We start from the raw sequence: 14,024 nt of genomic DNA on the forward strand, positions 1-14,024 counted from the left end.
AACAGCCCTCAGACGGGGCGATGCCAACCTTGCGCGTCGTCCGAGGGCGCGGTGGCGGAGGTGTGATAAGGCGCGGCTTCGCCACGCTCGTAGTAGATGCGGATGAGCAGCTCAGCCAGCACGCCGGTGGTGAGGAACTGCAAGCCCCCCAGCACACAGAAGAAGCCCAGCCATAGCAGTGGGCGCCCGCCGATGGATTCACCCAGCAGCTTGAGCACGGCCAGGTAGCTCAGGATGGCGCCACCCAGCATGCTCACGCCCAGGCCCAGGCCGCCAAAGAAGTGGCCAGGGCGACCGGCGAACTTCAGGAAGAAGTTGACGGCCAGCAGGTCCAGCACCACCCGCAGCGTGCGGGAGATGCCGTACTTGGATTCACCGCGCGTGCGGGCATGGTGGCTCACGGCCACTTCGGCCATGCGCGCGGGCGAGGTGACCGTGGCCATCCAGGCCGGGATGAAGCGATGCATCTCGCCGTAGAGCTTGATGCGCTTGAGCACGCTGGCGCGGTAGGCCTTGAGGCTGCAGCCCAGATCCTGGAACTCCAGGGTGGTGATGCGGCGGATCAGGCGGTTGGCGATGCGCGAGGGAATCTTGCGCAGCAGCATGCCGTCCTGACGGTTCTGCCGCCAGCCTGCGACGAGGTCCAGATCTTCGTTGATGAGCTTGTCCACCAGGGCCGGGATGTCCTTGGGGTCGTTCTGCAGGTCGCCATCCAGGGTGACGATGACCTCGCCGCGCGAGGCGTCGATGCCGGCCTGCATGGCCGCCGTCTGGCGGAAGTTGCGCCACAGGTGGATGGGGCGCACATGGGGGCCCCGCAGGCGGGCCTGTTCATCCAGCGCCTGTTGCGTGCCATCGCGGCTGCCATCGTTGACGATGATCAGCTCCCAGGGACGGTCGTAGTCCGCAAGCGCCTCATGGACGGCCGTGACGAAGGGCTCGACATTGTCGACCTCGTTGTACATCGGCACCACGATCGAGAGGCGTTGAAGTTTGGCTTGGGGGGAGGCAGCAGTGGCAACCATGGGCACAACAGTCATTGAGGAGGGGTTTTAACCGATTCGGCGCTTTTTCGTCAGTCGGGAAGACGAGGGGTCGACCAGCCGGGGGTGGCCCATGCCAGCGCGCCTGCGAGCACGGCGCAGACCAGAAAACACAGATGCAGGGCCAGCGCCGCAGGCACGGCGCGCAACAATGCAGGGGCCTGAGCAGGCAGGTTCACGGCAAAGCCGGCCCAGACGCCGGCCTCGTAGGTGCCGAAACCGGCCGGCCCTTGCAAGGGGACCACGGCCGCCAGCTCACCCCCGAGGGCCCCGGACCAGGCCACCAGCCCATCGGTGTGGGTGATGGTGGACATCAGCAAGGCGCCCGCGGCCAGCTTGATGGTCCAGTTGGCCCAGGTGAAGGCCCAGGCCGCCGGGCGATGGTGATGTGGCTCGATCAGCGCCGTGTGCAGTTTGCCCATCAGCGACGCCAGTTTGTTCGCGACAGGATGGCGTCGAGTGGTCCCTTGCGCCTGCACGACACCATGCAGTCGCTTGAGCGTCCACACACCGCCCATCCACAGACCGACCAGCAGACTCAGGGAGGCCATGCGCACGATGGGCGTCAGACCTGGCCAGAACATCAGGCCCAGGGCCAGCAGGACGGCCAGGTCCTGCAGCCGCATCCACAGCAGGCTGGCCACCGAGCGGTCCAGCGGCATGCCCAACTGACGCGAGGCCAGCCAGGGGAAACTCAGCTCACCCGCGCGCATGGGCAGCAGGTTCACGGCCGCGTTGTGCATCAGGATCACCCGCAGGGCATCCAGCCGCAGCCCGGCCAGACGCGGCCCGCCGTGGGTTGCATTCAGCCCCATCACCACCTGCAGCCGCGCTGCGCGCATCAGGTAACTGACGATCAGACCCAGCAAGGTCAGGGCCCAGATGCCTGCGCTGGGGGTGGCCAGCGCGCCACGCAGGGTGGCCATGGGTACATGCCACAGCAGCCAGGCCAGCAAGCCCATCCCGACCATCCAGACGAGCGCATGCTTCCAGCGTGCACGGCTGGTGACGGTCTCGACGGGTGAATCGCTCATGGGGGCAGGGGGCGGGAAATGACGCAAGGGCAAACCCGGCATTGTCCCCGATTCGCGGGGGTTCTCGGCGCGCAGGCGGGCTCGGGCCAAAATAGCGCCTGATGCGTGCTCCAGCGGCCGCCCCACAACCGGATGGAAAGGACTCCCATGACCGACTTTGTCACCTGCGACCTGTGTGATGCCCACAAGAACGACACCGACGGCGCCTTCCGCGTGCTGCCCCCTGTGTTCAGGGATTTCGGCAAACGATTGAAGTTTGCAGGCCCGGTGAGCACGGTCAAGTGCTTCGAGGACAACTCCCTGGTCAAGGCTGCGGTGGACTCTCCGGGCCACGGCCGGGTGCTGGTGGTCGATGGTGGTGCCTCCTTGCGCCGTGCCCTGGTGGGTGGCAACCTGGGCAAGGCCGCAGCCAAAAATGGCTGGGCTGGCGTGATCGTGGACGGCTGCGTGCGCGATGTGGCCGAGCTGGCCGAATGTGATGTGGGCATCCGCGCGCTGGCCTCCATGCCCCTGCCGACCGAAAAACGCAATGAAGGCCAAAGTGATGTGGCGGTGCAGATCCAGGGCGTCTGGGTGCGGCCGGGCGACTGGCTCTACGCGGATGAAGACGGCATCGTCGTGATGGACAAGCCCGCTGCCTGAGCAGGGCTAAAGCTGAACGAAGCTGAACTGATCTGAAACCTTGGGCCGAGACTCTCAGGTTCCCGGTGTGCCTTGTCGTTAAGCAGGGCATATCACCAGGGAGTCACGACCATGTTCGACATCGACGCGGTTGACAGGGACTTTGATGCGCCAGGACTCCGGGCGCTCATCAAGGACTTGCGCATCCCACCACGGCCCACGGCCCTGGTGGACATGCAGGCAGAAATCCGACGAGAAGACCCACGCATGCACGTGCTGGCTCAGATCGTCGCTTCGGATGTGGCCATGTCGGCCACCTTGCTGAAAGTGGCCAACTCGCCCTGGGCGGGTTTGTCACGGCAGGCCGAGACCGTGCAGCAGGCCTTCATGCTGCTGGGCCTGGCCCGCTGCGAGCACATCCTCACGGAGATCGCCTTGCGGCAGGTCCTTCCCACGGATGGGCCGGCCCTCTACCGATTCTGGGATGTCTCGTCCAAGCGCAGCCATGCCATGGCGGTGATGGCGGCTCGCGTCGGGGTCTCATCGTCTCAGGCGCAGACCTTCGGTCTGTTTGCCGATGTCGGGATCCCGCTGCTGGCGCATCGCTTCAGCGCACCGTCCTACATCGACACACTGGCCACCGCCAATGCAGATGAAGAGTCCCTGTTCACCGATGTCGAGCGCTCACGCCATCCGACCGATCACGCCATGGTCGGTGCGGTCCTGGCGCGATCCTGGGGCGTGTCTCAGACCGTGACCCTGGCCGTGAGGTTCCATCACGACTACTCGGTGTTCGAGGCGCGCATGCCGGACGATGTGCAGATCCTCATTGCCTTGTGCCTGGTGATCGAGCGTGTGATCCAGCGCTACCAAGGGCTCAATGCCCATGTCGAATGGACCAAGGGCGGTGAAGAGGCCATGCGCACCCTGGGGCTGACCTGCGATGACTACGATGACTGGTGCGACGAGTTGCACGAGCGCTTCGGTCAGGAGCACTGAGGCCCCCGCCGCGCTCAGCGCACCAGTTCAAGCACGCGATCGAGACCGCCCTCATGGATGGCGATCATGGCCTGCTCGCGCACCTTGGGCTTGGCATGGTAGGCCACGCTCAGGCCCGACACGCCCATCATCAGGAGGTCATTGGCGCCGTCGCCCACGGCGATGGACTGCCGCGGATCACAGCCGATGCGGGCGCACAGGGCCAGCAGGTGCTGCTTCTTTGCCTCACCATCGACGATGTCGCCCAGCACCTGGCCGGTCAGCAGGCCGCCCACGATTTCCAGGGTGTTGGAATGGGCTTCGTGCATGCCCAGGCGCTCGCGCACTCGGTCGGCAAAGAAGGTGAAGCCGCCTGACACCAGCAGCGTCTGCAGGCCGGCGGCCTTGGCAGCGTCGATCAGTTCGTGCGCGCCGGGGTTGATCTTGAGGCGTTGCTCGTAGACCTCTTGCAGGGCCTCGGCGGGCACGCCTTTGAGCAGGGCCACACGGCGGCGCAGGCTGTCCTTGAAATCGGTGATCTCGCCGCGCATGGCGGCTTCGGTGATGGCGGCCACCTCGGCCTTCTTGCCCACGGCATCGGCGATCTCGTCGATGCACTCGATGCTGATCAGCGTGGAGTCCATGTCGAAGGCGATGGCCTTGAAGTCTGCCAGCTTCAGGGGCGGCGTGAAGCGCTGGATGGTCAGGCCGGGGGCAAATTCAGTGGCGGACATGGCAACAATGGCGGGCAAACGGTTGAAAAAAGCCAGATCGCCATTATCCCCTTCGCTATGCTGGCGCCCCATGAGCTTGAAATATCTGGATTTCGATCACAGCGAAGACACCGATGGGTGCCACACCTTCGAGGCCATGGCCTCGACCGGGCCCGCGCAGGTGGATGCCGTGCGTGCAGAGGTGGTGGCGGTGCTGGCTTGGGCCCATGCCCAGTTTCCCGAGGGCCGCGGTCCGCTGGACGAGGGCTTTGACTGGGATGTCGACCTGCAGGGGCTGCAGGAGGTGGCGCGGGTCGAGTCCCTGGACTACGACCCGGCCAGCGGGGCCCTGGCAGTCAGCCTGGGGGCGCCCGGTGTGCCTCGGCACACGGTGACCCTGGCCCTCACGGGCAGTGACGCCTTTGCCGAGGCCTTTCGAACGCGCTTCCTTCTGGACTGAAGGAAGCATGGCTCAAGGCGCTCACTCGTCCGAGCCGCCCAGGCCCAGCAGGCTCATCAGGCTGGTGAACAGATTGAAGAGCGACACATACAGGCCCACGGTGGCCAGCACATAGTTGGTCTGGCCACCACGCACGATCTGCTGGGTTTCGAACAGGATCAGACCGGCCGACAACAGGGCCACCATGGCCGAGACGGCCAGGGACAGGGCCGGGATGGACAGCAGGGCGCCGGCCAGACCCGCGACCAGAGCGATGACCATGCCGGCGAACAGGAAGCCGCCCAGGAAGCTCAGGTCACGGCGTGTGGTCAATGCCCAGGCCGACATGGCCAGGAAGGTCACGCCCGTGGCGCCCAGGGCCAGGGTGATGGTGTCCGCGCCGCCGGGCAGGGACAGCACGCGTGTGAGCACCGGGCCCAGGGTGTAGCCCATGAAGCCCGTCAGCGCAAACACGGCGGGCAGCGACCAGGCGCTGTTTTGCAGCTTGTGGACGGCAAACAGCAGGCCGAAGTAGCCCACCAGCGTGATGATCAGGCCGGGCGCGGGCAGCGACCAGGCCACGCTGGCAGCGGCGACCAGCGCGCTGAAGATCAGCGTCATCGACAGCAGGGCGTAGGTGTTGCGCAGCACGCGGTTGACCGAGACGGACCGCGTGTCGGTGGTGCCGAAGGGCGTGGCCGTGGAGGCCACGGCCGAATGATGGCGATTGAGGTGTTCCATGGTGTGATCCGATGGTGGTGGACGATGCGCTGACCTTACGCGCACACGCGATTCCGAAAAAGAAGAGAATGCATGAGGATCACTTCGGAAAAAACTGATCATGAGCCTCACATACAGTTACCGGCACCTCTACTACTTCTGGGTGGTGGCCAAGGAGGGCGGCATGGCGCGCGCCGCCGATCGCCTGGGCATGGCGGTGCAGACCGTCAGCACGCAGGTGCGGGAGCTGGAGCGCGCCCTGGGCTGTGTCTTGCTCAAGCCTGCAGGTCGGGGTCTGGTGCTCACCGAGGCCGGTGAGACGGCACTGCGGCAGGCCGACCAGATCTTCCAGTTGGGCGAGCAGTTGCCCGACCTGGTGCGCGAGTCGGCCAGCGGTCGAGGCGTGCGTCTGGCCGTGGGCATCTCCGACAGCCTGCCCAAGCTGGTGGTGCGCCATCTGCTTCAGCCGGTCATCCACGAGACGGTGCTGCACCTGCTGTGTCATGAGGACAAGTTCGACGACCTGCTGGCCGATCTGGCCCTGCACCGTCTGGACGTGGTCCTGGCCGACCGCCAGGCGCCGTCGCACGCCAACCTCAAGCTCTACAGCCACGCCCTGGGTTCCTCGGCCCTGGCCTGGTATGCGCCGGCATCGCTCTACGATCAGGCACGGCAGGACTTTCCGCGCTCGCTGGCCCGGGTGCCCGTGCTGCTGCCCACCACACATGCCTCGGTGCGGGCGCGGCTGGACCAGTGGTTCGAGCGCGAGGGCATCCGCCCCCAGGTGGTGGGCGAGTTCCAGGACAGTGCCTTGCTGGCCACCTTTGGATCGGCGGGCATGGGCGTATTCCCAGCGGCCGAGTGGGTCAATGAAGAGCTGGCGTTGCGCCATGACGTCAGATGCCTGGGGCCTTGCACGGGCGTAGAGCAGCATTTTTACGCGATTGGCACGGAAAAGAAGGTCATGCACCCACTGGTGCAGCGTCTCTTGCCTGGTGTCATTCCCCCCGCCAGCGCTCCGGCGTAGACTGCAGCGAGCAACTGAACGACACCGCTGGATCACCCGAGGATCAGGATTTGCTCGCTGCTTACATCACCCATCCCGATTGCGCCCGCCATGAGATGGGCCCTCATCACCCGGAGTGCCCGGAGCGCCTGGCGGCGATCGCCGATCACCTGCTGATCAAGGGCTATCTGGACTACATGGTGGCCTATGAGGCACCGCTGGCCACCGAAGAACAACTGGCACGGGCGCACTCGGCCTTGTATGTGCGCGAGATCATCGACGCCTCGCCCACCGAGGGCTACCACGCGGTGGATCCGGACACCAGCATGAACCCCTACACGGTCCGCGCGGCCTTGCGCTCAGCGGGTGCGGCTGTGCTGGCCACGGACCTGGTGCTGTCGGGTGAGGTGCCCGCAGCCTTCTGTGGCGTGCGTCCCCCCGGGCACCATGCCGAGCGGTCTGCCGCGATGGGCTTTTGCTTCTTCAACAACGTCGTGGTGGGCATTCGCCATGCGCTGGACGTGCATGGCCTGCAGCGCGTGGCCCTGATCGACTTCGACGTGCACCATGGCAATGGCAGCGAGGACATCCTGCGCGGTGATGAGCGCGTGCTCATGTGCTCGATCTTTGAAAAAGGCCTCTATCCCTTCTCGGGCGACGACGCCACGGGCCCCAACATGGTCAATGTGGGCCTGCCCACACGCTCGGGCAGCGAGGCCTTCCGTGAGGCCGTGAGCACGCACTGGTTGCCGGCCCTGGAAGCGTTTGCGCCTCAGCTCATCTACATCTCGGCCGGCTTCGATGCCCACCGGGAAGACGACATGGGCAATCTGGGCCTGGTCGAAGCCGACTACGAGTGGGTCACCCAGCAGCTCATGGCGGTGGCCCGGCGCCACGGGCAGGGCCGCATCATCTCCTGCCTGGAAGGTGGCTATGTCCTGAGCCCCCTGGCGCGCAGCGCCGGGGCGCACATCAAGGTTCTCATCGGGGCGGACTGAACATCATGGACAAACATTACCTGACCTCCTTGTTCGCGCCTCGCTCGGTGGTGGTCTTTGCCGGCCCCTCGGATGAGCCCGACACGCTGGCGCCGCATGCGCAAGCCCTGCATGCGGCCCTGCGTGCACAGCGCTTCAGCGGCACGCTCCAATTCATGGACATCCACACCACGGGGGGCACCCTGGCTGATCTGGCGCAGGCGCGGGCCGATCTGGCCATCATCGCCTTGCCCTTCGAGGACATGGCGCCGGCCATCGAGCTGGCCGGGCGCATGGCCTGTCATTCCGTGCTGGTGATCTCCAGCGGCATCAGCGCCGAGCAGGCTGAACAGCTCAAGCAGGTGGCACGTCAGGCCGGGGTGCATCTGCTGGGGCCCAACAGCATGGGCTTTCAGCGGCCCCAGCTGCAGCTCAATGCCAGCGTGGCGGGGCCCCTGGCCAAGACCGGGTCGCTGGCGCTGGTGTCCCAGTCGGGCGCGCTGACCTCGTCCATGCTGGACTGGGCCAGCAACAATGGGGTGGGCTTTTCGTCGGTGGTGTCGGTGGGGCCGCAGACCGCGGTGGACATCGCCGATGTGCTGGACTTCCTGGCCAACGATGCCCAGACCCACAGCATCATTGTCTATGTGGAGGGCATCTCCCATGCCCGCCGCTTCATGAGTGCCCTGCGCTCGGCGGCCAATGCCAAACCCGTGGTGGTGCTCAAGGCCGGTCGCAAGCCTGCGGGCAACGAGGCTGCGCAAACGCACAGCGGGGCCATCGTCGGCAGCGATGATGTGTTCGATGCGGCCCTGCGCCGCGCCGGGGCCGTGCGGGTGCGCTCCTTCGTGCAGTTGTTCTCTGCGGCCAAGTGCCTGGCCTCGCGTTATCGACCGGTGGGCAAGCGCCTGGCCATCATCACCAATGGGGGCGGGCCGGGCGTGCTGGCCGCCGACTGGGTCAACGAGATCTTGTTGCAGTTGGGCAAGCTCTCGCCCGAGTCGGCTCGGGCGCTCAAGCCCTTGCTGCCACCGCTGGCGTCCCTGTCCGATCTGATGGACCTGTCGGAAGAGGCCGGGCCCGAGCACTTCCGCGCCGCCATCGAGGCGGCCAAGCGCGACCGTGACATCGATGGTGTGCTGGTGATTTTCTCACCCAAAGCCGGCTTGGATGCCACCGAGGTGGCACGGGTGCTGGCCGAGCTCAACCCGGCCATCGGGAAACCCTTGTTGACCTGCTGGATGGGCGACGCCTCGGTGCTGGCGGCGCGCAGCGTGCTCAAGGAGGCGGGCATTCCCAGCTTTCGCACGCCCGAGGCGGCCGTGGGGGCCTTTGGCAACATCGCGACCTTCTCGCAGAACCAGTTGTTGCTGCAGCAGACGCCACCGCCTCTGTCCACCCTGGCCAAGCCCGACATCGAGGGCGCCCGACTGGTCATCGAGAGCGTGCTGACCGAGCGCCGCAAGGTGCTCACCGAGATGGAGTCCAAGACGCTGCTGTCGTCCTTCCACATCCCGGTGACCGAGACCATGCTGGCACGCCATGCCAGCGAGGCCATGATGATCGCCCTGCAGATGGGCTTTCCGGTGGCGCTCAAGATCGATTCGCCCGACATCAGCCACAAGTCGGACGTGCTGGGCGTGGCCCTCAACATCATGAGCGGCACCGGCGTGCGCGATGCCTACAACGACATGATCGAGCGGGTGGCACGCCTGCGCCCCGATGCCCGTGTCAACGGCGTGACGGTGCAGAAGATGGCCCGCACGCGCCGGGGACGCGAGATCTACATCGGTCTGGTCACCGATGAGCCCTTCGGGCCGGTGGTGGTCTTCGGGGCGGGTGGCACCATGATCGAGCTGATCAATGACCGTGCCATGGAGCTGCCCCCGCTCAACCAGTTTCTGGCGCGTCGCCTGATCGACCGCTCTCGCGTGGCCGAGACCCTGGGGGAGTGGCGTGGCGCCCCGGCCGTCGACATGGAAGCCCTGGAGCAGGTGTTGCTGCGGGTGTCCGAGATGGTCTGCGAGTTGCCCCAGTTGCGCGAGATGGACATCAACCCCATCATCATCGACGAGTCGGGTGCCGTGGCGGTGGATGCGCGCATCGTCATCGACAACGCGCCGCAGGCGGTCAGTGGCCGTGGCAGCCACTACAACCACCTGGCCATCCTGCCTTACCCGGCGCGCTACGAGCAGGTCTGGCCCTTGCGTGGCGGGGGCGAGTACACCGTGCGGCCGATCCACCCGGACGATGCGCAGATGCTGCAGGACTTGGTGCAGGGCCTGTCGTCCGAGAGCCGCTACTTCCGCTTCGTGTCCGCCATGACGGAGCTGCCGCCTTCCATGCTGGCGCGCTTCACCCTGATCGACTACGACCGCGAGATGGCCCTGGTGGCCGTGCACAAGGAGCGCAGCGCCGGCGAGGACGGCGAGATGGTGGAGACCGCACGCATCATCGGTGTGTCGCGCTACATCACCAATCCGGACCAGTCCAGTTGCGAGTTCTCGCTGGTGGTGGCCGATGACTTCGCTGGCAAGGGGATCGGCTCACGCCTGATGGAGAGCATCATGGATGTGGCCCGCGAGAAGGGCCTGGCCGAGATGGAGGGGCTGGTTCTGACCAGCAATGGCGGCATGCTCAAGCTGATGCGCAGCCTGGGCTTCTCGGTCAAGGCCTTCCCGGAGGATCCTGATTTCCGGCTGGTCACTCACCGGCTGTGAGTGGCCTTCCGGTCGCCGGCGGCACGCTTTGTGGCCTAATAGGCGGCTTATTCACAGGAGCCATCCATGGGCAACAAAATCGTTACCGAAGCCGACCGCCTCGCCACCCCCCGTCCTGCCGCCCCCAAGGGCGTGACCTTCCCCCGCGCTGGCGGCCAGAAGCGCAGCCTGGAGCGTGGTTCGCACACCCGCAGCAAGAAGAACTGCGGCAAGCGCTGCCACAAGGGCGGTTGAGCCTGATCGGAGCGGAGGGCGCGGGTTCTGGTTGAAAATCGCGCCCATGCTCCGAATCACTGAACTCCGTCTTCCGCTGGACCACGACGAAGGCGCTCTGCGCCCGGCCATCGTGGCCCGGCTGGGCATCTCCGATGCCGATCTGATCCGATTCACCGTGTTCAAGCGCAGCTACGATGCGCGCAAGAAGACGGCGATTGTCCTGATCTACACCCTGGATTGCGCACTCGCGACCGATGCCCTGGAGGCATCGCTGCTGCAGCGCTTCGCGTCCGACCCCCACATCCGCGTCACACCTGACACGAGCTATCACTTCGTGGGGCATGCACCTGCCGATGTCCGGGCCGATGAGCGCCTGCGTCCTCTGGTGGTGGGTTTTGGCCCCTGTGGCCTGTTTGCCGCCCTGATCCTGGCCCAGATGGGCCTGCGCCCCATCGTGCTGGAGCGTGGCAAGGAGGTGCGTCAGCGCACCAAGGACACCTGGGGCCTGTGGCGCCAGGGCGTGCTCAATCCCGAGTCGAACGTGCAGTTTGGCGAGGGCGGGGCGGGCACCTTCTCGGACGGCAAGCTCTGGAGTCAGATCAGTGATCCGCGCCACCTCACGCGCAAGGTGCTGACCGAGTTCGTCAAGGCCGGTGCGCCGGAAGAGATCCTGTATGTGAGCAAGCCGCACATCGGCACCTTCCGTCTGGTCAGCATGATCGAGAAGATGCGGGCCGACATTGAGGCGCTGGGTGGCGAGATCCGTTTCCAGCACCACGTCACCGATGTGCTGATCGAGGGCCCCGAGGGGGATCGCCACATCCGGGGCGTGACCTTGTCCAGCGGCGAACAACTGCGCGCCGACCATGTGGTGATCGCGCTGGGGCACAGTGCCCGCGACACCTTCAAGATGCTGCACGAACGCGGTGTTTACATGGAGGCCAAGCCGTTCTCGATCGGCTACCGCATCGAACACCCGCAGAGCGTCATCGACAAGGCGCGCTTTGGCCCCAACGCGGGCCACCCCATCCTGGGCGCCGCCGACTACAAGCTGGTGCACCATGCCCGCAATGGCCGTGCCGTCTACAGCTTCTGCATGTGCCCGGGGGGCACGGTGGTGGCCGCCACCTCCGAGCCGGATCGCGTGGTCACCAATGGCATGAGCCAGTACTCGCGCAACGAGCGCAACGCCAATGCAGGCATCGTGGTGGGCATCTCGCCGCAGGATTACCGACAGGATGGCCGCACCGAGGGGCCGGTCAGCCCGCTCGATGGCATGGCCTTCCAGCGTTTCTGGGAGTCCCGCGCCTACGAGCTGGGCGGTGGTGGCTACATGGCCCCGGGCCAGTTGGTGGGTGATTTCATCAAAGGCCAGCGCAGCCGGGTGCTGGGCAGCGTCGAGCCCTCCTACAAGCCGGGCGTGACCCTGACGGACCTGGCCGAGCCCGGTCGTGGCAGCCTGCCGGACTACGCTCTGGAGGCCATCCGCGAGGCCTTGCCTGCCTTTGAAAAACAGATCAAGGGCTTCTCGATGCGCGATGCCATGCTGACGGGCGTGGAAACGCGCACCTCCTCACCCCTGCGCATCACGCGCGGCAAGGACTACCAGAGCCTGAATGTGCGGGGCCTGTACCCGGCCGGTGAGGGCGCGGGCTATGCGGGCGGCATCATGTCCGCCGGGGTCGATGGCATCGAGGTGGCCGAGGCGGTGGGAGCTGCCCTGCTGGGGGTGTGAATCAATGGCCGGAATTCAGAGGGGCGGCCACAACCCACTCGTTATCGACCCGCTTGAAGATGAGCTTTGACAAGGCGTGCGTATCGTTGAAGTCAAGCTGACTCATGATCTGCTGGAGTGACGCCCGTTGGGTATTTCCGCAGCCTGTTAAGCTCAGGAAACGGAAACGTCATATCCACCCCTTAAATAAAAACTATCAAAATAAACAAGAAAGAGAACAAAGTGACCTCGACCACAGTCACCAAAAAACTCATAAGCACGTTCTCGCTTGAGAAGAAGCGCCTACAAAGAAAAAAGCAAACCAACCAAATACCAAACTTCAAGACATCGTCAAGCAGTTGAACCTGAAAATAATAGTCACATAACGCTTGGGTCGCGCATCTTCTATTGCGGACTTCATTCATGAAGTACACATATAAGAGCAAGAACGGAACTACCATCAACAACTTTTCCGCATATCGAAGAAGCTTCTTAAGACGTTCAAAGATCATTAATCCCTCTACTTTCCGTCACGTGTCTCCGCACTAGGGAAGGTCTGCAAAACCCAGTCGCAGGGCGCGAGTCTTGCATGATGATGTCGTCAAGTTGATGTGTTGCTCAAGGACATGAAGCAAGTCAGCCTGGGATTGAATCTGTCGACCAAGAAGACGCGCAAGCGTGAGTTCTTGGAGCAGATGAACAAAGTGGTGCCGTGGGACGTGTTGGTCGGCGTGGTCGAGCCGCATTGGCCCAAGTCCAAGACGGGGCGCCCACCCTTTGCCATCGAGACCATGCTGCGGATCCACTACCTGCAGCAATGGTTCGGTCTGAGCGATCCAGCGATGGAAGAGGCCTTGCATGACATGCCGGTTTACCGCGAGTTTGCCAAGCTCGATGGCGTACTCGATCGCCTGCCCGACTAGAGCACGATTCTCAGCGCACGATCAGCGTCTGCTCCGCACTGCGCTGCCTGACCTGGCTGGTGCCATTGTGGACAAACTGCGTCTGCACCCGGTAGGTGCCTGCGGGGGGGCGCAGCCACAGCTCTGTCTGACCGCGCCGGAAGTCCACCGACTCGGTGGCGCCGTCCGAGGTCCGGCGGAACACCAGACGGAAGTGGCCGGCATCGTTGGCGGTGATCTTGTCGTGGCTGATGTTCAGCTGCGAGGCGTGCAGCCGCATCAGCACCGGGGCCTTGACCGTCTCGCCATCGCGGGGGGCCAGGATGCTGACCCCGGGCTTGAGCAGCGATTCAGGCTTGATGTCGCTGCGCTGGGCGGTGACCGTGATCGTGAGCTTGGGGCTGTAGATGAACAGCGGGATGTGCTTGTGGTCGGCCAGCAGCATGCGCAGGGTGTAGGTGCCGGGCTTGAGCGACAGCACCGTCTCCATCTGGCCCTTGCCAAAGTGGACGTAGTCCGTGGTGAAGGGCAGGGGCTTGGTGAAGTCCAGCGGCAGATCGCGGTTGATCAGCAGGTGGTGGTGACCCGTGCGCGGTACCGCCGCCGAAATGCCCGACAGGCCGTACTGGCTCAGACCGAAGCGCAGCACATAGGGCGTCTCGATCTTGTCACCATCCTTGAGGTTGGTGATGTAGTTCTCGGGCTCCAGCCCGCGTGGCGGGGCAGTGACCCAGGGGTGGCTGGGGGGCTCATTGGCAGTCGCGGCGCTGGCCATCCCCCAGGGCAGGGAGGCGGTGGCCAGCGTCAGCAAGCTTCGTGTCAGCAAGGATCGGAAATGCGTGTTCATGAAAATGAGTTCAGGATGAAATGGGCTGCCCTAATGCCCTGAGCAGATCCCGCACGTATTGCGCCCGGTCCTTGGGATCTGTCAGAGCTTTTTC

The 14,024-nt window shown here is 64.9% G+C and carries 13 protein-coding genes and 1 pseudogene; 9 read left to right on the forward strand and 5 right to left on the reverse strand.

The window, feature by feature from the left end; translation table 11 throughout:
- Window positions 1–8: 8 nt before the first annotated feature.
- The gene (locus VFW84_RS00305; protein WP_329678423.1) at window positions 9–1,025 is read right to left on the reverse strand and encodes a glycosyltransferase family 2 protein; all 1,017 of its coding nucleotides are present in this window, start codon (window positions 1,023–1,025) and stop codon (window positions 9–11) included.
- 50 nt (window positions 1,026–1,075) lie between these two features.
- Window positions 1,076–2,077 (reverse strand): lysylphosphatidylglycerol synthase domain-containing protein, encoded by a 1,002-nt coding sequence (locus VFW84_RS00310; protein ID WP_329678424.1) that lies wholly within the window; start codon window positions 2,075–2,077, stop codon window positions 1,076–1,078.
- Between the two features lie 147 nt (window positions 2,078–2,224).
- Between VFW84_RS00310 and rraA the strand changes: the two genes are divergently transcribed.
- A complete protein-coding gene (gene rraA, locus VFW84_RS00315; protein WP_329678425.1) occupies window positions 2,225–2,719 on the forward strand; it encodes a ribonuclease E activity regulator RraA in 495 nt (164 codons plus the stop codon).
- A 111-nt stretch (window positions 2,720–2,830) separates the two neighbouring features.
- On the forward strand, window positions 2,831–3,697 hold the full coding sequence (locus VFW84_RS00320) for an HDOD domain-containing protein (protein ID WP_329678426.1): 867 nt from the start codon (window positions 2,831–2,833) through the stop codon (window positions 3,695–3,697).
- Window positions 3,698–3,711: 14 nt separating this feature from the next.
- On the opposite strand, the gene serB is transcribed toward VFW84_RS00320, so the two are convergent.
- Window positions 3,712–4,410 carry a phosphoserine phosphatase SerB gene (serB, locus tag VFW84_RS00325; protein WP_329678427.1) on the reverse strand — a complete coding sequence of 233 codons (699 nt, stop codon included), beginning with the start codon at window positions 4,408–4,410 and terminating at the stop codon, window positions 3,712–3,714.
- 70 nt (window positions 4,411–4,480) lie between these two features.
- Here serB and VFW84_RS00330 point away from each other — a divergent pair, with 70 nt between their 5' ends.
- Window positions 4,481–4,849 carry a hypothetical protein gene (locus tag VFW84_RS00330; protein WP_329678428.1) on the forward strand — a complete coding sequence of 123 codons (369 nt, stop codon included), beginning with the start codon at window positions 4,481–4,483 and terminating at the stop codon, window positions 4,847–4,849.
- Between the two features lie 21 nt (window positions 4,850–4,870).
- Here VFW84_RS00330 and VFW84_RS00335 read toward each other — a convergent pair whose 3' ends face one another.
- On the reverse strand, window positions 4,871–5,569 hold the full coding sequence (locus VFW84_RS00335) for a Bax inhibitor-1/YccA family protein (protein WP_329678429.1): 699 nt from the start codon (window positions 5,567–5,569) through the stop codon (window positions 4,871–4,873).
- Between the two features lie 100 nt (window positions 5,570–5,669).
- On the opposite strand from VFW84_RS00335, the gene VFW84_RS00340 reads away from it, so the two are divergent.
- From VFW84_RS00340 to VFW84_RS00365, 6 genes and pseudogenes are all read left to right on the forward strand, one after another.
- Window positions 5,670–6,575: a LysR family transcriptional regulator gene (locus VFW84_RS00340; RefSeq protein ID WP_329678430.1), complete on the forward strand. Its 906-nt coding sequence runs from the start codon at window positions 5,670–5,672 to the stop codon at window positions 6,573–6,575.
- 50 nt (window positions 6,576–6,625) lie between these two features.
- Window positions 6,626–7,552 (forward strand): histone deacetylase family protein, encoded by a 927-nt coding sequence (locus VFW84_RS00345; RefSeq protein WP_329678431.1) that lies wholly within the window; start codon window positions 6,626–6,628, stop codon window positions 7,550–7,552.
- A 5-nt stretch (window positions 7,553–7,557) separates the two neighbouring features.
- Entirely contained in the window at window positions 7,558–10,251 is a 2,694-nt protein-coding gene (locus VFW84_RS00350; RefSeq protein WP_329678432.1) for a bifunctional acetate--CoA ligase family protein/GNAT family N-acetyltransferase, read from the forward strand.
- 66 nt (window positions 10,252–10,317) lie between these two features.
- On the forward strand, window positions 10,318–10,485 hold the full coding sequence (locus VFW84_RS00355) for a hypothetical protein (RefSeq protein WP_329678433.1): 168 nt from the start codon (window positions 10,318–10,320) through the stop codon (window positions 10,483–10,485).
- Window positions 10,486–10,531: 46 nt separating this feature from the next.
- The gene (locus tag VFW84_RS00360) at window positions 10,532–12,202 is read left to right on the forward strand and encodes an NAD(P)/FAD-dependent oxidoreductase (RefSeq protein WP_329678434.1); all 1,671 of its coding nucleotides are present in this window, start codon (window positions 10,532–10,534) and stop codon (window positions 12,200–12,202) included.
- 605 nt (window positions 12,203–12,807) lie between these two features.
- A pseudogene (locus VFW84_RS00365) lies at window positions 12,808–13,101 on the forward strand (transposase); the annotation flags it as partial.
- A 13-nt stretch (window positions 13,102–13,114) separates the two neighbouring features.
- On the opposite strand, the gene VFW84_RS00370 reads toward VFW84_RS00365, so the two are convergent.
- On the reverse strand, window positions 13,115–13,930 hold the full coding sequence (locus tag VFW84_RS00370; RefSeq protein WP_329678435.1) for a DUF4399 domain-containing protein: 816 nt from the start codon (window positions 13,928–13,930) through the stop codon (window positions 13,115–13,117).
- Window positions 13,931–14,024: the final 94 nt, after the last annotated feature.

This window comes from Aquabacterium sp., from assembly GCF_036279655.1.
Lineage (GTDB): Bacteria > Pseudomonadota > Gammaproteobacteria > Burkholderiales > Burkholderiaceae_C > Aquabacterium.